This is a genomic window from Rhodoferax sp. BAB1 (genome assembly GCF_013334205.1).
In the GTDB taxonomy this organism is placed as follows: domain Bacteria; phylum Pseudomonadota; class Gammaproteobacteria; order Burkholderiales; family Burkholderiaceae_C; genus Hylemonella.
In genome coordinates this window covers 1,989,480-2,010,995 of the sequence record NZ_CP054424.1, presented here as the reverse complement: position 1 = coordinate 2,010,995, position 21,516 = coordinate 1,989,480, and the positions used below count along the sequence as shown (strand labels likewise).

General features: G+C 64.8%; 16 protein-coding genes and 5 tRNA genes. 20 read left to right on the top strand and 1 reads right to left on the bottom strand.

Annotation, left to right across the window (positions count from 1 at the left end; translation table 11 throughout):
- Positions 1-26: 26 nt before the first annotated feature.
- Entirely contained in the window at positions 27-905 is an 879-nt protein-coding gene (gene hpnC / locus HTY51_RS09645; protein ID WP_174252541.1) for a squalene synthase HpnC, read from the bottom strand.
- Positions 906-973: 68 nt separating this feature from the next.
- Between hpnC and HTY51_RS09640 the strand changes: the two genes are divergently transcribed.
- From HTY51_RS09640 to HTY51_RS09545, 20 genes are all read left to right on the top strand, one after another.
- A complete protein-coding gene (locus HTY51_RS09640) occupies positions 974-2,161 on the top strand; it encodes an efflux RND transporter periplasmic adaptor subunit (RefSeq protein ID WP_174252540.1) in 1,188 nt (395 codons plus the stop codon).
- Between the two features lie 7 nt (positions 2,162-2,168).
- A complete protein-coding gene (locus HTY51_RS09635) occupies positions 2,169-5,327 on the top strand; it encodes an efflux RND transporter permease subunit (RefSeq protein ID WP_174252539.1) in 3,159 nt (1,052 codons plus the stop codon).
- A 247-nt stretch (positions 5,328-5,574) separates the two neighbouring features.
- Positions 5,575-5,661: transfer RNA gene (locus HTY51_RS09630), tRNA-Leu, on the top strand.
- Positions 5,662-5,722: 61 nt separating this feature from the next.
- Complete coding sequence (gene tig, locus HTY51_RS09625; RefSeq protein WP_174252538.1) at positions 5,723-7,033, top strand: trigger factor; 1,311 nt, start codon at positions 5,723-5,725, stop codon at positions 7,031-7,033.
- 114 nt (positions 7,034-7,147) lie between these two features.
- Positions 7,148-7,780, top strand: coding sequence for an ATP-dependent Clp endopeptidase proteolytic subunit ClpP (clpP, locus tag HTY51_RS09620; protein WP_305791365.1), 633 nt, complete (start codon positions 7,148-7,150; stop codon positions 7,778-7,780).
- 100 nt (positions 7,781-7,880) lie between these two features.
- A complete protein-coding gene (gene clpX / locus HTY51_RS09615) occupies positions 7,881-9,146 on the top strand; it encodes an ATP-dependent Clp protease ATP-binding subunit ClpX (protein WP_174252537.1) in 1,266 nt (421 codons plus the stop codon).
- Between the two features lie 121 nt (positions 9,147-9,267).
- The gene (gene lon, locus HTY51_RS09610) at positions 9,268-11,703 is read left to right on the top strand and encodes an endopeptidase La (RefSeq protein WP_174252536.1); all 2,436 of its coding nucleotides are present in this window, start codon (positions 9,268-9,270) and stop codon (positions 11,701-11,703) included.
- A 63-nt stretch (positions 11,704-11,766) separates the two neighbouring features.
- Positions 11,767-11,842: transfer RNA gene (locus tag HTY51_RS09605), tRNA-Gly, on the top strand.
- A 78-nt stretch (positions 11,843-11,920) separates the two neighbouring features.
- Positions 11,921-11,994 (top strand) — tRNA-Cys (locus HTY51_RS09600).
- 8 nt (positions 11,995-12,002) lie between these two features.
- Positions 12,003-12,078: transfer RNA gene (locus HTY51_RS09595), tRNA-Gly, on the top strand.
- A gap of 91 nt (positions 12,079-12,169) precedes the next feature.
- Positions 12,170-12,261, top strand: a tRNA-Leu gene (locus HTY51_RS09590).
- A gap of 134 nt (positions 12,262-12,395) precedes the next feature.
- Positions 12,396-13,028, top strand: coding sequence for a DUF6806 family protein (locus HTY51_RS09585; RefSeq protein WP_174252535.1), 633 nt, complete (start codon positions 12,396-12,398; stop codon positions 13,026-13,028).
- 89 nt (positions 13,029-13,117) lie between these two features.
- Positions 13,118-14,866, top strand: a complete 1,749-nt coding sequence (locus HTY51_RS09580; RefSeq protein ID WP_174252534.1) for a GspE/PulE family protein — start codon at positions 13,118-13,120, stop codon at positions 14,864-14,866.
- A gap of 8 nt (positions 14,867-14,874) precedes the next feature.
- Positions 14,875-16,107: a type II secretion system F family protein gene (locus HTY51_RS09575; protein ID WP_174252533.1), complete on the top strand. Its 1,233-nt coding sequence runs from the start codon at positions 14,875-14,877 to the stop codon at positions 16,105-16,107.
- Between the two features lie 154 nt (positions 16,108-16,261).
- Positions 16,262-16,636 (top strand): type II secretion system protein, encoded by a 375-nt coding sequence (locus HTY51_RS18790; protein ID WP_174252532.1) that lies wholly within the window; start codon positions 16,262-16,264, stop codon positions 16,634-16,636.
- A gap of 378 nt (positions 16,637-17,014) precedes the next feature.
- The gene (locus HTY51_RS09565; protein ID WP_174252531.1) at positions 17,015-18,040 is read left to right on the top strand and encodes a hypothetical protein; all 1,026 of its coding nucleotides are present in this window, start codon (positions 17,015-17,017) and stop codon (positions 18,038-18,040) included.
- A 20-nt stretch (positions 18,041-18,060) separates the two neighbouring features.
- Positions 18,061-18,726 (top strand): PilN domain-containing protein, encoded by a 666-nt coding sequence (locus tag HTY51_RS09560; RefSeq protein ID WP_174252530.1) that lies wholly within the window; start codon positions 18,061-18,063, stop codon positions 18,724-18,726.
- Positions 18,723-19,340, top strand: coding sequence for a hypothetical protein (locus tag HTY51_RS09555; protein WP_174252529.1), 618 nt, complete (start codon positions 18,723-18,725; stop codon positions 19,338-19,340). Before HTY51_RS09560 ends, HTY51_RS09555 begins: the two co-directional genes overlap by 4 nt.
- The gene (locus HTY51_RS09550; RefSeq protein ID WP_174252528.1) at positions 19,337-19,678 is read left to right on the top strand and encodes a hypothetical protein; all 342 of its coding nucleotides are present in this window, start codon (positions 19,337-19,339) and stop codon (positions 19,676-19,678) included. Before HTY51_RS09555 ends, HTY51_RS09550 begins: the two co-directional genes overlap by 4 nt.
- 32 nt (positions 19,679-19,710) lie before the next feature.
- Complete coding sequence (locus HTY51_RS09545; protein ID WP_174252527.1) at positions 19,711-21,516, top strand: secretin N-terminal domain-containing protein; 1,806 nt, start codon at positions 19,711-19,713, stop codon at positions 21,514-21,516.

Here is a 21,516-nt window from a genome sequence, read left to right as displayed (position 1 = left end):
TTGTCGCTGCATCAGTGGCCATTGCTTCACATCCACAGGCTGCGCCACAGCAGCAGCGGGGCGTCGGCGGCGCCGACCGTGGGGCGCTGCTGCAGGCTGTTGAAGCCCAGGGCCTCGATCCTGTCCAGGATGCGCAGGCCGCCTTGCACCACCAGGCGCAGTTCCCAGCCGGCGCGGCCCGGGATACGGTGCACCAGCGGTGTGCCTTGCTGCATGAGGGCGCGTGCAGTGCGCACCTGCGCTGCGATCAGGGCCAGGATGCCGGGCGTCGGCCTGAGGGTGGCCAGTTCAGCGCGCAGCACGCCATGGGCGGCGCAGTCGGCATCCGTCAGGTAGTGGCGGCCGCGCGGGATGTCGCGGCTCAGGTCCTGCCAGAAGTTGATCAGCTGCAGGGCGCTGCAGACGGCATCGCTCTCGCGCAGTGCGGTCTCGTCGTGCACGCCGTAGAGGTGCAGCAGCAGGCGGCCCACCGGGTTGGCCGAGCGGCGGCAGTAGTCCAGCAACTCGGCCGGGTCGGCATAACTCGCCTGGTCGCGGGTCTTGCGCACGTCCTGGGCAAAGGCGTCGAGCAGGTCGTCCAGCAGCGGCACGGGCAGGTGGAATTCCCACAGCATGGCTGCCAGCGGGTCGAAGACCTGGGGCCAGCGGCCGCTGTGGGGCTGGCCCTGGGCGACAGCAAGCAGGTCCTGCCGGTAGGCGCCCAGATCGTCCAGGCGTTGCGCGGCCGAGGCCTCGCCTTCGTCGGCGATGTCGTCCGCCGTGCGGGCGTAGTGGTAGATGGCGGCGATCGGTGGCCGCAGCCGCGGCGGGCAGAGCCAGGAGGCAACCGGGAAGTTCTCGTAATGCGTAATCGGCTGGGGCGGGATGGGCTTGTTCACGTCGGGGATTTTCGCCCGGCTTGACATAGATCGGGTTTTTACCTAGATTACTGACCAATCGGTTATTAATTAAACCCCATCCGGAACCCCCAGCCATGTCCGATACACGCCCTTTCTGGCCCAGGCGCACAGCCTTGGCGGCTTTGCTGCCGTTGGCGGCTTTCACCTTGATGGCCTGCTCCCCGGCGGCTCCGCCCGAGGAGCCGGTACGGTCCGTCAAGGTCATGACCGTGCGCGCGGCCAGCCTGAACGCCACGCAGGAGTTTTCAGGTGAGGTGCGCCCGCGCATCGAATCACGCCTGGGTTTCCGGGTGGCCGGCAAGCTGGTGCGCCGGGAGGTCGAACTGGGCCAGCGTGTGAAAGCGGGCCAGGTGCTGGCCCGGCTCGATCCGCAGGATTACCGGCTGGCGGCCGATGCCGCCCAGGCGCAATTCGGTGCCGCCGTGACCAACCGGGACCTGGCGGCCGCCGACTTCAAGCGTTTCAAGGAGTTGCGTGAGCAGAACTTCATCAGCGGTGCCGAGTTGGAGCGGCGCGACGCGGCGCTCAAGGCCGCACAGGCCCAGGTCGACCAGGCCCAGGCGCAGCTGGCTTCCCAGCGCAACCAGGGCAGTTACACGACCCTGGTGGCCGATGCCGCAGGCGTGGTGACGGCCGTCGAGGCCGAGCCGGGCCAGGTGGTCAGCGCCGGCCAGCCCGTGGTACGCGTGGCCCAGGACGGCCCGCGCGATGCGGTCTTTGCCGTGCCCGAGGACAAGCTGGCCATCATGCGCCAGGGCAGCGCGGTGGCGGTGCGGGTCTGGCCCGGCCAGACCCAGCTCGATGGTCGTGTGCGTGAGGTCTCGGCCAGTGCCGACCCGGTGACGCGCACCTACCAGGTCAAGGTGGCGCTGGAAGGCCGGCAGGCGCCGCCGCTGGGCGCGACCGTCACGGTCTTCCCCAAAGTCCGCAGCGAGCAGCGTGTGGCAGCCATCAAGCTGCCGACCAGCGCCTTGCGCCAGGACGGCCAGGCCACGGCGGTCTGGGTGCTGGACCCGACCAGCATGACGATTTCCTCGCAAGCGGTGCAGATTGCGACCGCCGACGGCAACGAGGCCGTGGTGGCCGGCGGCCTGCAGGAGGGGCAGCTGGTGGTGTCGGCGGGGGTGCACGTGCTCTCGCCCGGTCAGAAGGTGACGCTCTATCGCGAGAAGACGGCCACGTCCCTGAGCAGTGCGCCGCAGACCGCCGTGGATGCCACGCTAGGCACTGCCGCAGCCGCGCCCTTGGCGGCCAGCAAGTGAGGCGCGCATGAGTTCTACCGAACAAGCGTCGACTCGCTTCAATCTCTCCCGCTGGGCCATCGAGCACCCAGCCCTCACGCGCTACCTGCTGGTGGTGCTCATGGTGCTGGGCTTCGCTGCGTATTTCCAGCTGGGCCAGGACGAGGACCCGCCCTTCACCTTCCGGGCCATGGTGGTGCGCACCTACTGGCCCGGTGCCACGGCACAGCAGGTGGCCGAGCAGGTGACGGACAAGATCGAGCGCACCCTGCAGGAGGTGCCCGGCGCCGACAAGATCCGCAGCTACTCCAAACCCGGCGAGTCGCAGATCATTTTCCAGCTCAAGGACTCGACCCAGGCGGCCGTGGTGGCCAACACCTGGTACACGGTGCGCAAGAAGATCGGCGACGTGCGGGGCACGCTGCCCGGCGGCATCCAGGGGCCCTTCTTCAACGACGAATTCGGTGATGTCTATGGCGTGATCTATGCGCTGCAGGCCGATGGCTTCAGCAACGCCGAGGTGAAGGTCTTTGCCGACGATGTGCGCCAGCAACTGCTGCGTGTGCCCGACGTGGCCAAGGTCGAACTCTTCGGTGTGCAGGACGAGAAGCTCTACATCGAGATCTCGCAGAAGCGCCTGTCACAGCTCGGCCTGGACCTGAACCAGGTGCTGGCCCAGCTGGGCCAGCAGAACGCGGTGGAGAGCGCCGGGGCGGTGCAGACGCCGCTGGATGTGGTGCAGGTGCGGGTGGCCGGCCAGTTTGAGGCGGTGAGCCAGCTGCGCGCCATGCCCATCCGTGGCAGCACGGGTAACCAGCTGCGCCTGGGTGACATAGCCGAGATCCGCCGCGGTTATGTGGACCCGGCCAGCATCAAGGTGCGACACCAGGGCCAGCAGGTCATCGCCCTGGGCATCTCCATGGCCAAGGGCGGCGACATCATCGCGCTGGGCAAATCGCTGCAGCAGGTGACCGACCGTCTCAGGAAGACCCTGCCGGCCGGCATCGAACTGGTGCAGTTGCAGGACCAGCCGCGTGCGGTCTCCACCTCGGTCAATGAGTTTGTCGGCGTGCTGATCGAGGCGGTGCTCATCGTGCTGGCGGTCAGCTTCATCAGCCTGGGGCTGCACAAGCACCAGGGGGCCGCCCATCTGCCGATCTGGAAGCGTTATTACGTGGACATGCGGCCCGGCCTGGTGGTGGGCATCACCATTCCCCTGGTGCTGGCGCTGACCTTCCTGGGCATGCAGTACTGGGGTATCGGCCTGCACAAGATCTCGCTGGGTTCACTGATCATCGCCCTGGGCCTGCTGGTGGACGACGCCATCATCGCCGTGGAGATGATGGTGCGCAAGATGGAGGAGGGCTACGACAAGGTGCGCGCGGCCACCTTCGCCTACGAGATCACGGCCATGCCCATGCTGACCGGCACGCTGATCACCGCAGCCGGTTTTCTGCCCATCGGCATGGCCAAGTCGGCCGTGGGCGAGTACACCTTTGCCATCTTCGGCGTGACCGCGCTGGCCCTGGTGCTGAGCTGGATCGTCTCGGTCTATTTCGTGCCCTACCTCGGCACGCTGCTGCTCAAGGCCAAACCGCATGCTGCAGCCGACCAGCCGCACGAACTGTTCGACAGCCCCTTCTACAGCCGCTTCCGCAAGACCGTGGACTGGTGCGTCGAGCACCGCTGGCTCACGATCGGTGCCACGGTGCTGACCTTTGCGCTCGGCATCGTCGGCATGGGCAAGGTGCAGCAGCAGTTCTTTCCCGATTCGAGCCGGCCCGAGATCCTGGTCGATCTCTGGTTCCCGGAAGGCACGTCCTTTGCCGCCAACGAGGAGGTGACGCAGCGCGTGGAAAAGCGCCTGCTGGGACAGGCCGGCGTGACTGCGGTGAGCACCTGGGTCGGTTCGGGCGTGCCGCGTTTTTACCTGCCGCTGGACCAGGTTTTCCCGCAGACCAACGTCTCGCAGCTGATCGTGCTGCCCAAAGACCTCAAGACGCGTGAAACGCTGCGGGTCCAGCTGCCGACCCTGCTGGCCCAGGAGTTCCCGGAGGCGCGTGGCCGTGTCAAGCTGCTGCCCAACGGGCCGCCGGTGCCCTATCCGGTGCAGTTCCGCGTGGTCGGCGCCGACCCCGGCCTGCTGCGCGAGCGTGCCGACGAGGTCAAGGCCCTGATGCGCGAGAGCGCCAACACGCGCGGTGTCAATGACAACTGGAATGAGTCGGTCAAGGTGCTGCGCCTGGAGATCGACCAGGCCAAGGCGCGCGCGCTGGGCGTGAGCAGCCAGTCCATCGCCCAGGCTTCACGCACCATGCTGGCCGGCCAGAACGTGGGGCAGTACCGCGAGGGCGACAAGCTGATCGACATCGTGCTGCGCCAGCCCCATGACGAACGCAATGCCCTGACCGACCTGGCCAATGCCTACCTGCCGACCGCCAGCGGCCGCTCCATACCGATGACGCAGATCGCCAAACCGGTTTTCACCTGGGAACCCGGGGTGATGTGGCGCGAGAACCGCGAGTTCGGCATCACCGTGCAGTCCGACGCCGTGGAGGGCATGCAGGGCGCCACCGTGACGGCCGAGTTGCTGCCTTCGCTGCGGGCCCTGGAGTCCAAGTGGCATGCGACCGGCCTCAACGGCTACCGCATCGAAGTGGCTGGCGCGGTGGAGGAGAGCAGCAAGGGGCAGGGCTCGATCGCCGCTGGCGTTCCCCTGATGCTTTTTCTCACCTTCACGCTGCTGATGCTGCAGTTGCAGAGTTTCAGCCGTGCCATGCTGGTGTTCCTGACAGGTCCGCTGGGCCTGGCCGGCGTGGCCGGGGCCTTGCTGTTGCTCAACCGTCCCTTCGGCTTCGTGGCCCTGCTGGGGGTGATCGCCCTGATGGGCATGATCCAGCGCAACTCGGTGATCCTGATCGACCAGATCGAGCAGGACCGCGCCGCCGGCGTGCCGGCCTGGGACGCCATCGTGGAGTCCGCGGTACGCCGGCTGCGCCCCATCGTGCTGACCGCCGCCGCCGCCGTGCTGGCCATGATCCCGTTGTCACGCTCCGTGTTCTGGGGCCCCATGGCCGTGGCCATCATGGGCGGCCTGATCGTCGCCACCGTGCTGACCTTGCTGGCCCTGCCGGCGATGTATGCCGCATGGTTCCGCGTGAAACGCGGAACACCGGCATCTCCATGAGTCCGCCCGCGGGGCTGGCGCAAAGCGCCGGACCCGCATGGTTTCGCGTGAAGCGCGAAACACCGGCGTTACCTTGAGGCCGCAAAGCGGGTCGCACGCAGTGCGAGACCCGCGTGGTTCCGTGTGAAACGCGAGGCACCGGTGTTGCCTGGTATGAGATGAAACGGCGGTCTCCTGGCCGGGTTAAAATGCCCGGTTGACCGATTTCATGGGGAGGTCTGTCGGACCTCCCCTTTTGTTTGGACCCGCGCGGGTGGCGAAATTGGTAGACGCACCAGGTTTAGGTCCTGACGCCAGCAATGGTGTGGGGGTTCGAGTCCCCCCCCGCGCACCAGTCCGGCCGCAGCCCAGCCTGTGGGCCGACCCCGTTTTTGAATTGATTGGAGTGAGTCATCATGGCCGTTACCGTTGAAACCCTCGAAAAGCTCGAGCGCAAGATCACCCTGAGCCTGCCGCTGGCAGTCATCCAGTCCGAAGTCGAGACGCGCCTCAAGAAGCTGGCCCGTACCGTCAAGATGGACGGTTTCCGCCCCGGCAAGGTGCCGATGAACGTGGTGACCCAGCGCTACGGCTATTCCGTGCACTACGAAGTGCTGAACGACAAGGTCGGCGAAGCCTTTGCCCTGGCCGCCAATGAAGCCAAGCTGCGCGTGGCTGGCCAGCCCAGCATCACCGAGAAGGAAGGCGCACCGGCCGGCGAGGTGAGCTTCGATGCCGTGTTCGAGGTCTACCCGGAAGTCAAGATGGGTGACCTGGCCGGGGCCGAGATCGAGAAGCTGAGCTCCGAGGTCAGCGAGGGCGCCATCCAGAAGACCCTGGATATCCTGCGCAAGCAGCGTCGCACCTTCGCCCAGCGTGCTGCCGATGCATCCGCCCAGGATGGTGACCGCGTGACGGTGGACTTCGAAGGCAAGATCGACGGTGAACCCTTTGCCGGCGGCAAGGCCGACGACTTCCAGTTCCTGGTCGGCGAAGGCCAGATGCTCAAGGAATTCGAGGAGGCCGTGCGCGGCATGAAGTCGGGCGAGAGCAAGACCTTCCCGCTGGCCTTCCCGGCCGATTACCACGGTCAGGATGTGGCCGGCAAGACTGCCGACTTCCTGGTGACCATCAAGAAGATCGAAGCCGCCCACCTGCCCGAAGTCAACGATGCGCTGGCCAAGTCCCTGGGCGTGGCCGAAGGCACCGTGGCGGCCCTGAACGCCGACATCAAGAAGAACCTGGAGCGCGAGGTCAAGTCGCGCCTGGCCGCCCGCAACAAGCAGGCCGTCATGGACGCCCTGGTGGCCAAGGCCGAACTCGATCTGCCCAAGTCCATCGTGCAGGCCGAGATCGACCGCATGGTCGAGGGCGCCCGTGCCGACCTCAAGCAGCGCGGCATCAAGGATGCCGACAAGGCCCCGATTCCCGGTGAGATGTTCCAGCAGCAGGCCGAGCGCCGTGTGCGCCTGGGCCTGGTGGTGGCTGAGCTGGTGCGCGTCAACAACCTGCACGCCACGCCCGATCAGATCAAGGCCCACGTGGACGAACTGGCTGCCAGCTACGAGCGGCCGGAAGACGTGAAGCGCTGGTACCTGGGTGACAACCGCCGCATGGCCGAAGTCGAAGCCGTGGTGATCGAGAACAACGTCACCGACTTCGTGCTGTCCAAGGCCAAGGTGAGCGTGAAGGCTATTTCCTTCGACGAACTGATGGGCCAGGCCTGATTCAGGCACCGTGGCAAGTGGGGCTAGGCGTTCGGGCTTGTGGTCCGGGCGGCAGGCCCCATTTGCATTGGGGACCGATATTTTCGGTAAAGTAGACCCATATTTGGAGAGAACATGAACTTGCGCAACCCTGCCTACAACGGCGCCCTGGACACCCAGGCCCTCGGCATGATCCCGATGGTGATCGAACAGTCCGGTCGCGGTGAGCGTTCCTACGACATCTACTCGCGCCTGCTGAAAGAGCGAGTGGTCTTCCTGGTCGGTCCGGTTAACGACCAGACCGCCAACCTGGTGGTGGCCCAGCTGCTGTTCCTGGAAAGCGAGAACCCGGACAAGGACATCTCCTTCTACATCAACTCGCCCGGCGGCTCGGTGAGTGCCGGCATGGCGATCTTCGACACCATGAATTTCATCAAGCCCGATGTGTCCACGCTCTGCGTGGGCATGGCCGCCAGCATGGGCGCTTTCCTGCTGGCCGCGGGCGCCAAGGGCAAGCGTTTCTCGCTGCCCAATTCCAAGGTCATGATCCACCAGCCCCTGGGCGGGACCCAGGGCCAGGCCACCGAGATCGAGATCCATGCCCGCGAGATCCTCAAGACCCGCGAGCAGCTCAACAAGATTCTGGCCGAGCGTACCGGCCAGCCGTTGGACAAGATTGAGCGCGACACCGAGCGGGACTATTACCTCTCGGCGGACGAGGCCAAGGACTACGGCCTGGTCGACCAGGTCATCGCCAAGCGGCCCTGAGAGGGCAGGGCCCTGTTGTTTTCTGGCGCCAGTCCCATGGTCGGGGCCGGCGCCGCTTGGTTATCATAGATTCGGTAAATCCCGAAAAGGCGTTCCTCCCATGGCCGACAAAAAAGGCACGACCAGCGAAAAAACCCTGTACTGCTCTTTCTGCGGCAAGAGCCAGCACGAGGTCAAGAAGCTGATTGCCGGCCCCTCGGTCTTCGTCTGTGACGAATGCATCGAACTGTGCAACGAGATCATTCGCGACGAACTGCCAGCCAGCACCGAGACGACCGAAGGGCGCGGTAACCTGCCCGCACCCGCCGAGATCAAGCTCAACCTGGACAACTACGTGATCGGCCAGGAAGCCGCCAAGCGCACGCTGGCGGTAGCGGTCTACAACCACTACAAACGTCTCCAGCACAAGGAATCTGCGCGCAAGGACGATGTCGAACTGGCCAAGAGCAATATCCTGCTGATCGGCCCCACGGGCTCGGGCAAGACCCTGCTGGCCCAGACCCTGGCGCGCCAGCTCAACGTGCCCTTCGTGATGGCCGATGCCACCACGCTGACCGAGGCCGGTTACGTGGGCGAGGACGTCGAGAACATCATCGCCAAGCTCTTGCAGAGCTGCAATTACGAGGTCGATCGTGCCCAGCGCGGCATCGTCTACATCGACGAAATCGACAAGATCTCGCGCAAGTCGGACAACCCCTCCATCACGCGTGATGTGTCGGGCGAAGGTGTGCAGCAGGCCCTGCTCAAGCTGATCGAAGGCACCATGGCCAGCGTGCCGCCGCAGGGCGGACGCAAGCACCCGAACCAGGACTTCATCCAGATCGACACCACCAACATCCTTTTCATCTGTGGCGGTGCGTTCGCCGGCCTGGAGAAGGTGATCGAGAACCGCACCGAATCCTCGGGCATCGGCTTTGGCGCCGCCGTCAAGAGCAAGCAGCAGCGCAGCCTGACCGAGGTGTTCAAGGATGTCGAACCCGAGGATCTGATCAAGTTCGGCCTGATTCCGGAACTGGTGGGCCGCATGCCGGTGGTCGCGACCCTGGCCGAGCTCTCTGAAGACGCGATGGTGCAGATCCTGACCGAGCCGAAGAACGCCCTGGTCAAACAGTACGCCAAGCTCTTCGCCATGGAAGGCGCGGATCTGGAGATTCGCCCTGCCGCCCTCAAGGCCATTGCACGCAAGGCCCTGGTCCGCAAGACCGGTGCCCGTGGCTTGCGTTCCATTCTGGAGCAGTCCCTGATCGACACCATGTTCGAGCTGCCCAGCATGAACAATGTGGAGCGGGTGGTGGTGGATGAGTCCACCATCGAAGAAAACAAGCCCCCCCTGCTGGTGTATCGCGAGGCCGCCAAAAAGGCCTGAACCAGCGGGTTTTCCTGCCCCACCTTCATGGATTTGACCTAACAGCCCGTCTCATAATCGAAGCCGGGTTGAAAATTTCCATTCGCCATCCATATTCAACAGGTCAATTAAAGGTTCACCCATGTCCGGTCATACCCCTCTGCCTGCCACCCCCATCGAGTTGCCGCTGCTGCCGCTGCGCGATGTCGTGATCTTCCCGCACATGGTGATCCCGCTCTTCGTGGGTCGCCCCAAGAGCATCAAGGCGCTCGAATCGGCCATGGAGGCCGAGCGCCGCATCATGCTGGTCGCACAGAAAGCGGCGGCCAAGGATGAGCCGCAGGTCTCCGACATGTTCGAGGTCGGCTGCGTGTCCACCATCCTGCAGATGCTCAAGCTGCCCGACGGTACCGTCAAGGTGCTGGTCGAGGGCCAGCAGCGTGCCCTGGTCGACAAGATCATCGAAGGCGAGACGCACTTCACGGCCACCGTGATGCCAGTCCAGGCGCCGGAAGAAGCGGGTGCCGGCGAGCACAAGCAGACCAGCGAGATCGAAGCCCTGCGTCGCGCCGTGATGCAGCAGTTCGACCAGTACGTCAAGCTCAACAAGAAGATCCCGCCCGAGATCCTGACCTCGATCTCCAGCATCGACGATCCGGGCCGGCTGGCCGACACCATTGCCGCCCATCTTCCGCTCAAGCTGGAGAACAAGCAGGCGGTGCTGGGCCTGTCCGACATCAAGGCCCGCCTGGAGAACCTGTTCGAGCAGATCGAGCGTGAGGTCGACATCCTCAACGTCGACAAGCGCATCCGTGGCCGCGTCAAGCGTCAGATGGAGAAGAACCAGCGCGACTTCTATCTCAACGAACAGGTCAAGGCCATCCAGAAGGAACTGGGCGAGGGCGAGGACGGCGCCGACATCGAAGAGATCGAGAAGAAGATCAAGGCCGCCAAGATGCCCGCTGAGGCCCGGAAAAAGGCCGAGAACGAGCTCAAGAAACTCAAGCTCATGTCGCCCATGTCGGCCGAGGCTACCGTGGTGCGCAACTACATCGACACCCTGGTCGGCCTGCCCTGGAGCAAGAAGACCAAGATCAAGCACGACCTGGCCAATGCCGAGGACGTGCTGAACGAGGACCATTTCGGCCTGGAAAAGGTCAAGGACCGCATCCTGGAATACCTCGCTGTGCAGCAGCGTGTGGACAAGGTCAAGGCGCCCATCCTGTGCCTGGTGGGGCCCCCGGGCGTGGGCAAGACCTCGCTGGGGCAGTCGGTGGCCAAGGCCACCGGTCGCAAGTACGTGCGCATGGCCCTGGGTGGCATGCGCGACGAAGCCGAGATCCGTGGCCACCGCCGTACCTACATCGGTGCCATGCCGGGCAAGGTGCTGCAGAGCCTGACCAAGGCCGGCACGCGCAATCCGCTGTTCCTGCTGGACGAGATCGACAAGCTGGGTACGGACTTCCGCGGTGATCCGTCGAGCGCCTTGCTGGAGGTGCTGGACCCCGAGCAGAACAACAAATTCGGCGACCACTACGTGGAGGTCGACTTCGACCTGAGCGATGTCATGTTCGTGGCCACCTCCAATTCCATGAACATCCCGCCGGCTCTGCTGGACCGAATGGAAGTGATCCGCCTGTCGGGTTACACCGAGGACGAGAAGGTCAACATCGCCCAGCGTTACCTGCTGCCCAAGCAGCTGAAGAACAATGGCGTCAAGGAAGAAGAGCTGCTGATCGCCGAGGACGCCCTGCGCGACATCGTGCGTTATTACACGCGGGAGGCCGGCGTGCGCTCACTGGAGCGCGAGATCTCCAAGATCTGCCGCAAGGTGGTGAAGGGCCTGCAGCTCAAGAAATTGCAGCCTCTGGTCAAGGTTTCGGCCGAGAACCTCAACGACTATCTGGGCGTGCGCAAGTACAGCTATGGCCGTGCCGAAGAGCAGAACCAGGTGGGGCAGGTCGTGGGCCTAGCCTGGACCGAGGTCGGTGGCGATCTGCTCACCATCGAGACGGCGCTGATGCCGGGCAAGGGCGTGATCACCCGCACCGGATCGCTGGGCGACGTGATGAAGGAGTCGGTCGAGGCCGCCCGCACCGTGGTGCGCAGCCGCTCCCGCCAGCTTGGCATCCCGGACGCGTACTTCGAGAAGCGCGACATGCACATCCACGTGCCCGACGGCGCCACGCCCAAGGACGGCCCGAGCGCCGGTGCGGCCATGACGACCTCCATGGTGTCGGCTCTCACGGGGATTCCCGTGCGTGGTGATGTGGCCATGACCGGCGAGATCACCTTGCGCGGCGAGGTCACGGCCATTGGTGGCTTGAAGGAAAAGCTGCTGGCGGCCCTGCGCGGTGGCATCAAGACGGTGCTGATCCCGGAGGAGAACGTGAAGGATCTGCAGGAGATCCCGGACAACGTCAAGAGCGGTCTGGACATCGTGCCGGTCCGCTGGATCGACAAGGTGCTGGACATCGCCCTGGAGCGCAAACCGACGCCCTTGCCGGACGAGGAGCCGGCCGTCGCCGCGCCGGTGGCACCGGCTGCGGCACCGGTCCAGGACGCCATCAAGCATTGAGTGAAAATTTTCGCGGTGTTTTGCAAAAGTAAAAAAATACCGCTATAATCTGAGGCTTGAAACGCGGGAATAGCTCAGTTGGTAGAGCGCAACCTTGCCAAGGTTGAGGTCGAGAGTTCGAGACTCTTTTCCCGCTCCAGATTCCGAAAAGGGAAGCAAAAGCTTCCCTTTTTTATTGAAGGAATGGCCGGTTCACTGATCGGTCGTGCAGATTTCTGGCGCGGTAGCAAAGCGGTTATGCACCGGATTGCAAATCCGTGTAGGTCGGTTCGACTCCGGCCCGCGCCTCCAGACTCCATGCGGGAGTAGCTCAGTTGGTAGAGCGCAACCTTGCCAAGGTTGAGGTCGAGAGTTCGAGACTCTTCTCCCGCTCCATTTCACGTGTCCTGTGGACTGGCCGTATGCGCAGCTGTTGCGTCCGGCTGGGTCGCTCACGTCTTTTGCAGGACAATGCAAGAGCGGCATCGCCTCGATGGTGAAATTGGTAGACACAGCGGACTTAAAATCCGCCGCTTCCAGAAATGGGGCGTGCCGGTTCGATCCCGGCTCGAGGCACCAGATTTCAGGATATTGTTTGGTTGGTATTCGCGAACCGGCACGCCCAAGGGCGATCATGACGAAGCGCGCTGCGCGCGCGGGTTCGATCCCGGCGCTTGTGGGGCGACACGGTAACGCAGCACTGAGAGAACAACATGGCAAGCTACAACACCCCTTTTGAAATCCATGTGCATGGCCAGGTGCTCCTGCGTCCGGAGGTCGGTTTCGACCAGCTGCAGGAAGCGCTCAAGCCCTTGTGGAAATACGCCGGAGCCCGTTCATTGGCCGATGGCTCCCACAGCCACTACGAGGATGAGCCCGGTATACGCTTCGACGCGCAGGAGCAGCTGCTGCAGCTGTGCTGGACGGTGATCGGGGGCGAGGACTTCCGCCAGTCGCTCGACGAGATGTGCATGAATCTCAATGAGCTGTCCCAGGCCGGTGCCGCCATCGAGGTCACTTTCTACGACACCGAGTTTGACGAGGACGAGGCCGAGCCCGATGCGCAGTCACGCGACGATTTCATGATGCTTTTTGTCGGTCCCAATCCGGCGGCCATCATGCAGGTGCAGCGCGACCTGCTGGTGCAGGACATGATCAGCCTGATGGAGCGACACTTCGATGCCTCCGAACTGGCTGGTGTGGTGGGTGAGATCGATCGCCTGTTCAGCCAGCGTTTCGACTCGCTGGTCAACTCGCTGGAACTGGGCAAGCCACCCCGCGGTTCCGGTGGTGGGCATGGCGGCGGGGGCCACGGGGGTGGTCGCAAACCGCGACATTTGCACTGATTTCCCGCATCTCTGCGCTGGCGGGCGACTCAAATCGGGTCGCACATGCTACTATTTTCATAGTTATGGTGCCACGCAAGGATTGACGCATGAACACGGCTGCCGCAGCAACCGCCAAGCCGGCTGGCGCACGCCCGACGACCGGGCGTCCGGAGAAGCTGCGCCTGGGGGATGTGCTGGTGCAGCAGCGCCTGATCTCCCAGGACCAGTTGCAGCAGACCCTGGAATTGCAGCAGCAGACCGGCAAGAAGGTCGGCCGCCTGCTGATCGAAACCGGCGTCATCACCGAAGAGTTGCTGGCCGATGCACTGGCCCGGCAGCTGCGTGTCCCATTCATCAATCTCAAGACCTTCCCTTTCCGCGGTGAGGTGGTCAAGCTGCTGCCGGAGTCGGCAGCCCGGCGCTTTCGTGTCCTCGCACTGGAAGACAAAGGTGACAGCCTGCTGGTGGCCATGGCCGATCCGCTGGACCTGTTCGCCTACGACGAAATCACGCGCCTGCTCAAGCGCAACATCAGCATCGCGGCCGTACCCGAAAGTCAGTTGGCCCTGGCCTGTGACCGCCTGTACCGCCGCACCGAGGAGATCAGTGGCCTGGCGCGTGCGCTCGAGAAGGACCTGGGTGATGCCGTCGATTTCGGCGAGCTGACGGCCTCGGCCGGTGCCGAAGGCGCGCCGGTGGTGCGTCTGCTGCAGTCCCTGTTCGAGGATGCGACGCAGGTGGGTGCTTCGGACATCCATATCGAGCCGATGGAATCCGGCCTGCAGATCCGCGTACGCGTCGATGGCGTGCTGCAGACCCAGACGCAGGCGGAGAAGCGCATCGGGGCAGCGCTGGCCCAGCGCATCAAGCTCATGGCCGGTCTGGACATCTCCGAAAAGCGCCTGCCGCAGGACGGCCGCTTCAGCGTGCGCCTGAAGGAGCAGACCATCGACGTGCGCCTGTCCACCATGCCCAGTACCTACGGCGAGTCGGTGGTCATGCGATTGTTGAGCCTGGATGGTGGTGTGCGCCGGCTGGACAACATTGGCATGCCACCGGCCATGCTTCAGCGTTTTCGCCAACTGCTGGGACGCACCTCGGGGCTGGTCCTGGTCACCGGCCCCACCGGTTCCGGCAAGAGCACCACCCTCTACGCCGCCCTGGCCGAGCTCAACTCCACCGAACTCAAGATGATCACGGTCGAGGACCCGGTCGAGTACCGCCTCCCGGGCATCACCCAGGTGCAGGTCAACGACAAGATCGAACTCTCCTTCTCCAAGGTCCTGCGCGCGACCCTGCGCCAGGACCCGGACGTCATCCTCGTCGGTGAGATGCGCGACACCGAGACGGCCGAGATCGGCCTGCGTGCGGCCATTACCGGCCACTTGGTTCTCTCCACCCTGCACACGCGCGATGCGGCCAGCACACCCTTCCGTCTGCTGGACATGGGGGTGCCGCCCTATATGGTGGCCACTTCCTTGCAGGCCGTGGTGGCCCAGCGCCTGGTGCGCGTGAATTGCGAAGTCTGCAGCGAAGAGAGGGAGCCCGATGCACAGGAATCGGCATGGCTGTCCGGTTTGCTGACCCCGGGGCAGACGATCCGCGCCAAGCGTGGTCGCGGCTGCTCGACCTGCAACGGTACGGGCTATGCCGGGCGCCAGGGTGTCTATGAGATGCTGGAGATGGACGCCGAGCTGACGCAGTCGGCCAGCCGCTCCGATCCGGCGGCTTTCCTGCGGGCAGCCCGGGCCCGGATGGCCGGGCAGACGCTGACTCACCATGCGCTCGAACTCGTGCGCCAGGGTCGTACCTCGCTGGCTGAGGCCATGCGGGTCGGCTACGACCTCGAAGACTAGACGAGAGCATGGCGATCTACGCGTGGCGGGGCCGCAACACCCAAGGTGAACTGCTGCAGGGTGAACTGGAGGCAGTGTCCGAGGACGCCGTGGCCGACCAGTTGCTCAGTCTGGGCCTGGCCCCGGTGCAGATCCAGGTGGCGACCGCGCCGAAGGCGTCCGAAAACTGGTGGGAGCACCTCAAGCGGCGCGCCATCGCCATCGAGGACGTGCTGATCTTCTCGCGCCAGATGTACACCCTGAACAAGGCGGGCATACCCATCCTGCGCGCCTTTGCCGGCCTGGAGTCCTCGGCGGAGAAGCCGGCCATGGTCGAGGTGCTCAAGGACGTGCGTGCAAGCCTGGACCAGGGGCGCGACATGGCTACCTCGCTGGCCCGCCACCCCAAGGTCTTTGGCCCTTTCTACGTGGCCATGGTGCGGGTCGGCGAGATGACCGGCAGGCTGACCGAGGTCTTTCTGCGGCTGGCCGAACATCTGGAGTTCGAGCGTGACGTGCGAGCCCGCATCAAGCAGGCCCTGCGCTACCCGACCTTCGTCATCATCGCCATGCTGATCGCGATGGTCATCATCAACCTCTTCGTGCTGCCGGTTTTTGCCAAGGTCTTTGCCGGTTTCAACACCCAGCTGCCGCTGATCACGCGCGGCCTGCTGGGCTTTTCCAACTGGACGATCACCTGGTGGCCGGTGGTGGCGGCCCTGATCGCCGCGGCCGTGGTCCTGGTGCGCGCCTACCTCAACACCCCGCAGGGGCGTTACAACTGGGACCGGCGCAAGCTCAACCTGCCCATCGTCGGCTCCATCATCCTCAAGTCCACCCTGGCGCGGTTTGCGCGCAGTTTCGCCCTGTCCAGCCAGAGCGGGGTGCCGCTGGTGCAGGCGCTGACGGTGGTGGCGCAGACAGTGGACAACGCCTACATCGGCGCACGCATCGAACAGATGCGCGACGGCATCGAGCGCGGCGAGAGCATCTCGCGCTGTGCTGCGGCCACCGGCGTGTTCACCCCGGTGGTGCTGCAGATGATGAGCGTGGGCGAGGAAACGGGCGAACTCGACGCCCTCCTGTTCGAGATCGCCGAGATGTACGAACGCGATACTGACTACGCCATCAAGGGCCTGTCCACGGCCATCGAACCCGTGCTGCTGGTCTTCATTGGTGTGCTGGTATTGATGCTGGCGCTGGGCGTTTTCCTGCCCCTGTGGAACCTGGGCCAGGCGGCCATGGGGCGCGGTGGCGGCTGAGTCTCTTGTAAACGGGGCGTTTGTTGTGATCTTTTCCACACGAACCGGCCCGACCCGAGGTGCTGATTTCCCGCTTCCGGCCTATACTATGAAACTGATAGCGGACCATCTGGGTGCCGCATGCTTGTCAAATACTTACTGATTGGAGCCTGAGATGAAACAGCAACGTGGTTTTACCCTGATTGAACTGGTGATGGTGATCGTGATTCTCGGCATCCTGGCTGCCGTGGCGATTCCGCGTTTCATCAACCTGCAGGCTGACGCCGCCCAGGCAGCGACTGAAGGTGTGGCCGGCGGTCTGTCTTCTGCTTCGGCGGTCAACTTTGCGGCCCGTAGCGCACGTGCTACGAACGGCGCTCAGATACTTGATTGCAATCAGGTGTGGGGTGCAATGCAGGGTGGTCAAATCCCTGGCTACAACATCACCGCTGCCGCTGTGACGGCTGGTAATACTGTGACTTGTACTCTGACCAATACTAATGTGACCCCGAACACGACGGCGTCGTTCACTGCCATCGGTATCAACTGAGACGGTGAACAAGCAGCGGCTGTCTGCGAGGCGATTGTCCTCGAGGCGAGCAGGCTAAGACTGGGCGCGAGGGTTTCCGAAAGGAGTCCTCGCGTTTTTCATGAGGCTGCCGTTTTCTGCGCTTCGGGATAGGGGCGCGAGGGCGAACGAGCGGTGCACAGTGCTGACGTCCGGCGGTTTGTGCTGCATGCAGCGGTCCTATGATCTGCAATTTGGTAGACAATTCGCCAAATAGTACGCAAACGCATCTCCGTGTCGTCCCGTCTGTGCGATCAGCTATGAAAAGCAGAGCAAAATGACGGCTGTGCAAGTATCTACGAGATGGTCCTGCCAGATGATGCCGGTGAATCAAGATTTCCTGTCCGTGATGATGTGTGCGTGGGGGCTGCTCCGGTGGCTCTGACCCTGCCGCGTTTCGGCCGGCGTACCCGGCAGACCGAACAGCTGGTGCTGGCCTGGGATGGCCAGACCCTGGCCTACGTGCAGGCGCGCGAGGAAAAGGCCGATCTCTTCCGTGTCCAGCGTTTTGGCGTCCTGCGTGCCAGTGGCGACAGCCCGGCCGATCTGGCGCGCCAGCTGGCGGCGCTGGGACTGCGCGGCAAGGCCGTGCGGGCCATGCTGAGGCCGGCGCAATACCAGATGCTGCAGATCGACGCCCCGGCCGTTCCTCCCGAGGAGTTGCGCACGGCGGCACGCTGGCAGATCCGCGAACTGGTCAACCAGCACGTGGACGATCTCACGCTCGACGTGCTCAAGGTCGGGGACGAGCGGGTGCGCGCCACCGGCAGCATCTTCGTGGTGGCGGCAGCGAATGCCGTCATCCGCGAGCTGATGCAGACGGCGCAGGCCGCGCGTTGCAGTGTGGACGTCATCGATATCCAGGACCTGGCGCAGCGCAACCTGCAATCGGCCCTGGCCCGGCGCCTGGGCACCTCCGAACGTGCGCATGCAGCCATCGTGATGATCGATGACAGCCAGGCCTTGCTGACCATCTGTGCCCATGACGAGCTGTTCTACACCCGTCGTATCGATCTGGGGCCGGGTTTTCTGCAGGCCCCCTGGGGGGCGGCTGCCAGGTCGGATGCGACAGGGGCGGCTGATCTGACACTGGCGCCTGCGGGCCAGGAGAGTGATCGTGCCCAGCGCCTGGTCGTGGAGATCCAGCGTTCGCTGGACCTGTGGGATCGGACCTGGCCCATGCTGGTGCTGGACCGCATCAGCGTGCAGGCCGGTGCACGTACGGCCGAGCTGGCCGGCCTGCTGGCGCAGGAGCTGGGGCAGGTGGTGGTGCCGCTGGACGTGTCGGGCCTGTTCCCCGGTTTCGAAGGGGGTAACGAGGCGGACCGCCAGCTGTGCTGGCCGCTGCTGGGGGTGCTGTTGCGTCACGAGGTCCGCAAGCTCTGAGCTGCAGGAAAAACGAAGCCATGGCCCAGCAAATCAATCTCTGCAATCCGATCTTCCTGACGCAGAAGCGCTATTTCTCGGCGTCCACCATGGCGCGTTCGCTGGGTGTGTTCGTGCTGCTGGGGGGGCTGCTGTCGGGCTACTGGTCCTGGACCCTGCAATCCCTGAGTGCGGGTTACCAGCTGTCGGTGAACAACAACCAGCGCGAAATCACACGGCTGCAGGCCGCCATCCAGGCCAACCGCGTCAACGCCGCGCCGGCCGATGCGGCCCAGGTCCGGGATTTGCAGGCCCGGCAGGCCGAACTGCAGCAGCGTGAGCTGCTGCTGCTCGAACTCAAGCGTGGCCTGCTGCGCGAGGGCTACGGTCATGCGGCCCGCCTGCAACTGGTGGCACGCAGCATTCCGCCGCAGGCCTGGGTGACAGAAATCCGGGCCGACGACCTGCGGCTGGAGCTCAGCGGTTACACCCAGGAACCAGCCGCACTCAATGGCTGGGTGGCGCGACTGGCGGACAGTCCCTTGCTGGAGGGGCAGCAGTTGTCCGTCGTCAAGGTCGAGCGCGTGGTCAACGATGCCCGCAGCGGCACCCCGGCCGTGGTCGCGGCCCAGGCGGGTGCCGGCCCCCTGTGGTCCTATACCCTGGTGACGGCGGTTGCCCCTGTCGCCGCTGGAGCACGGCCATGAAGCGCTGGTGGACCCTGCTGGCGGCCCGCATTGACGCACTGAGCCTGCGCGAGCGCGTGTTTCTTTTCCTCACCCTGATCGTCCTGGCCATGCTGCTGGCCAATGTGCTCTGGCTGGCGCCGGCCCAGGCGCTGCACCAGCAGATCACCCAGCGCTTTGCCGCGCAGGATGCCGAGTTGCAGCGCCTGCGTGATGAGCTGAAAAACAGCAGCGGCGAGACCGGCCCCGGGCAGCAGGTGCGCGAGGAGCTGCAGCAGGTGAGCGAGCGCCTGGCAACGGTCAACCAGGAAATCGCACAGATGCCGCTGGTGAAAGCGGACGAGACACCCCTGACCAAGGTGCTGGTGCATTTCCTGCGCCGGCACGAGGGGCTGGTGCTGGTACGCACCGCCACGCTGGCGCCTGACACCCGTGCGGCGCAGGGCGCGACGGCGGGCGTGACACGCCAGGGCCTGGAGCTGACCGTGGCCGGGCCCTATCACGAACTCACGCGTTATGTGCAGACACTCGAACGTGCGCTGCCGGCCTTGCGCTGGGGCACGATGCGGATGAACAGCGAGCGCCAGCCGGCCGAGCTGACGCTGCAGGTCTGGTTGCTGGGAGCCGCGCCATGAGCCGCTTGCGCCTTTTGGGCCTGCTGTGCCTCACCCTTGCCGTGTTGCCCCTGGGCGCCCAGTCCCTGCGTGATCCCACCCTGCCGCCGGGCAGCGGCATGGGCGGCGGAGCGGCACCAGCCCGTTCCAGCCCGGGCGGCTGGACCGTGATCGTGGTGGATGGCCGGCGCCATGTGGCGGTCGGCACCCGGCTCTACGCCGAAGGCCAGATGCTGGGCCGCGCCCGCATCGAGCGCATCAACGAGACCGAGGTCTGGTTGCGTGAAGGGCGCGAGCTGCGCAAGGTTCCCTTTTTTGCCGGTGTTGTGCGCCGCAGTGTGCCGCCCACACAACCCTGAGTTCCACCTTTATGCATGAAAATGGCATCAACATGACTGCAACGACGAGCCCCCGACTCCACCGCCAGCCTGCGAGGCCCGGGCTGATCACCGGCTTTGTGCTGTGCCTGGGCCTGCTGGCTGCCGGTTGTGCCGAGCGCCCGCGCCGCACGCCTGACGTGGCCGAAGCGATCCGCACCGAGCTGGCGCCGACCCCGGCGGGGGCGGCCAGTGGTGCGGTGCCGGCCGGCGTCAGCGATGCATTGGCCGAGCCGGCCCCGCCGGCGGTGCCGGTGCCGCCCGAGCCGCGCCTGGACCTGCTGGTCAACAATGCCAATGCGCGCGAGGTGTTCCTGGCCCTGGTGGCCGACACGCGTTACAGCATGCTGATGCACCCCGAAGTGACGGGCAGCATTTCCGTGACCCTGCGCGGGGTGACGGTGAAGGAGGCCCTGGAATCGATCCGTGATGTCTATGGCTACGACTTCCGCATGGAGGGACGCCGCATCACCATCTATGCCCCCACGCTGCAGACGCGCATCTTTACGCTCAATTACCCGCATGCCCAGCGCGTCGGACGCAGTGAGGTGAGGGTCTCGTCCGGTTCGGCCCCGGTCAACTCTGCGACCGGCGGCGTTGCGAACACGGCCTCCACGGCCCAGGGCGCAGCGAGCGGGACGACGCAGACTGGCCAGCGCCAGGGTGACAGCAGCCGGGTTTCGACGAACTCGAGCTCGGACTTCTGGACCGAGCTGTCGGATGCGGTGCGCGGACTCGTGGGCAAGGGTGAGGGCCGCAATGTGGTGATCAGCCCGCAGGCCGGCATCATGGCCGTGCGCGCCATGCCTGAGGAACTGCGCCAGGTGGAGCGCTTCCTCAAGGCAACCCAGGTGGCGGTGGAGCGCCAGGTCATGCTGGAAGCCAAGATCGTTGAAGTCGAACTGCGCGAGGGCCAGCAAAGCGGTATCAACTGGGGTGCCTTCGGCAACCCTTCCAGCGGTCGGGCCGCCATCGGTGTGCTGGGCAGTGGCGTCACCACGACCAATCCGCTCCTGCAGTCCGGTGCAGTCGCCGCCGGCGTGACGCCGGTTGCCGTGCCTTCGGTGGCGGCGGGCGGCGGCCTGTTCGGCCTGGCGCTGGCGACCAGCCAGTTTGGTGCCGTGCTGGGTTTCCTGGAAACCCAGGGTGATGTGCAGACCCTCTCCAGCCCGCGTCTGGCCACGCTGAACAACCAGAAGGCCGTGCTCAAGGTCGGTGCGGACGATTATTTCGTGACCAACGTCACCGGCGGCACCACGACCAGCAGCGGTGTGGTCGGGGTGGCCGGCAGCACCACGCTGCCTACCCTGACGCTGACGCCTTTCTTTTCCGGTATCGCGCTGGACGTGACACCGCAGATCGATGACGGCAACAGCATCATGCTGCACATCCATCCCTCGGTGACGACCGTGACCGAGAAGACCAAGGACGTGGACCTGGGCAGTGTCGGCCTCTACCGCTTGCCGCTGGCGTCCAGCAGCGTCAACGAGACCGATACCATGGTCCGCCTCCAGGACGGCAACATTGCGGCCATCGGTGGCCTGATGCAGCTGTCCTCGACCCGCAATGCTTCGGGCGTGCCGGGTTCCACGGGCCAGGGCAACCCCTTTGGCTTCCTCATGGGCAATCGCGCCAATGCCGCCAGCAAGAAGGAAGTCGTGGTGCTGATCAAGCCCACCATCATCCGGACGTCGCAGGACTGGGAGGCCCTGACCGAGCGTTCGCGCGCCGCGCTGGAGGACATCGACGCCAGCCGCCGCCGTGTGATCAAACTCGACGGCTCGGTGCAGGAAGCGCCCGCGAAACCCGCGGTCCGGTAA

What these genes read in the sequence shown, in the direction of transcription:
- HTY51_RS09580 (WP_174252534.1), top strand. Translation starts at nt 13,118, where the DNA reads ATGAACACGGCTGCCGCAGCAACCGCCAAGCCGGCTGGCGCACGCCCG.
- HTY51_RS09585 (WP_174252535.1), top strand. Translation starts at nt 12,396, where the DNA reads ATGGCAAGCTACAACACCCCTTTTGAAATCCATGTGCATGGCCAGGTG.
- HTY51_RS09640 (WP_174252540.1), top strand. Translation starts at nt 974, where the DNA reads ATGTCCGATACACGCCCTTTCTGGCCCAGGCGCACAGCCTTGGCGGCT.
- HTY51_RS09560 (WP_174252530.1), top strand. Translation starts at nt 18,061, where the DNA reads ATGGCCCAGCAAATCAATCTCTGCAATCCGATCTTCCTGACGCAGAAG.
- tig (WP_174252538.1), top strand. Translation starts at nt 5,723, where the DNA reads ATGGCCGTTACCGTTGAAACCCTCGAAAAGCTCGAGCGCAAGATCACC.
- hpnC (WP_174252541.1), bottom strand. Translation starts at nt 905, where the DNA reads ATGTCAAGCCGGGCGAAAATCCCCGACGTGAACAAGCCCATCCCGCCC.
- lon (WP_174252536.1), top strand. Translation starts at nt 9,268, where the DNA reads ATGTCCGGTCATACCCCTCTGCCTGCCACCCCCATCGAGTTGCCGCTG.
- HTY51_RS09555 (WP_174252529.1), top strand. Translation starts at nt 18,723, where the DNA reads ATGAAGCGCTGGTGGACCCTGCTGGCGGCCCGCATTGACGCACTGAGC.
- HTY51_RS09550 (WP_174252528.1), top strand. Translation starts at nt 19,337, where the DNA reads ATGAGCCGCTTGCGCCTTTTGGGCCTGCTGTGCCTCACCCTTGCCGTG.
- HTY51_RS09635 (WP_174252539.1), top strand. Translation starts at nt 2,169, where the DNA reads ATGAGTTCTACCGAACAAGCGTCGACTCGCTTCAATCTCTCCCGCTGG.
- clpX (WP_174252537.1), top strand. Translation starts at nt 7,881, where the DNA reads ATGGCCGACAAAAAAGGCACGACCAGCGAAAAAACCCTGTACTGCTCT.
- HTY51_RS09545 (WP_174252527.1), top strand. Translation starts at nt 19,711, where the DNA reads ATGACTGCAACGACGAGCCCCCGACTCCACCGCCAGCCTGCGAGGCCC.
- HTY51_RS18790 (WP_174252532.1), top strand. Translation starts at nt 16,262, where the DNA reads ATGAAACAGCAACGTGGTTTTACCCTGATTGAACTGGTGATGGTGATC.
- HTY51_RS09575 (WP_174252533.1), top strand. Translation starts at nt 14,875, where the DNA reads ATGGCGATCTACGCGTGGCGGGGCCGCAACACCCAAGGTGAACTGCTG.
- clpP (WP_305791365.1), top strand. Translation starts at nt 7,148, where the DNA reads ATGAACTTGCGCAACCCTGCCTACAACGGCGCCCTGGACACCCAGGCC.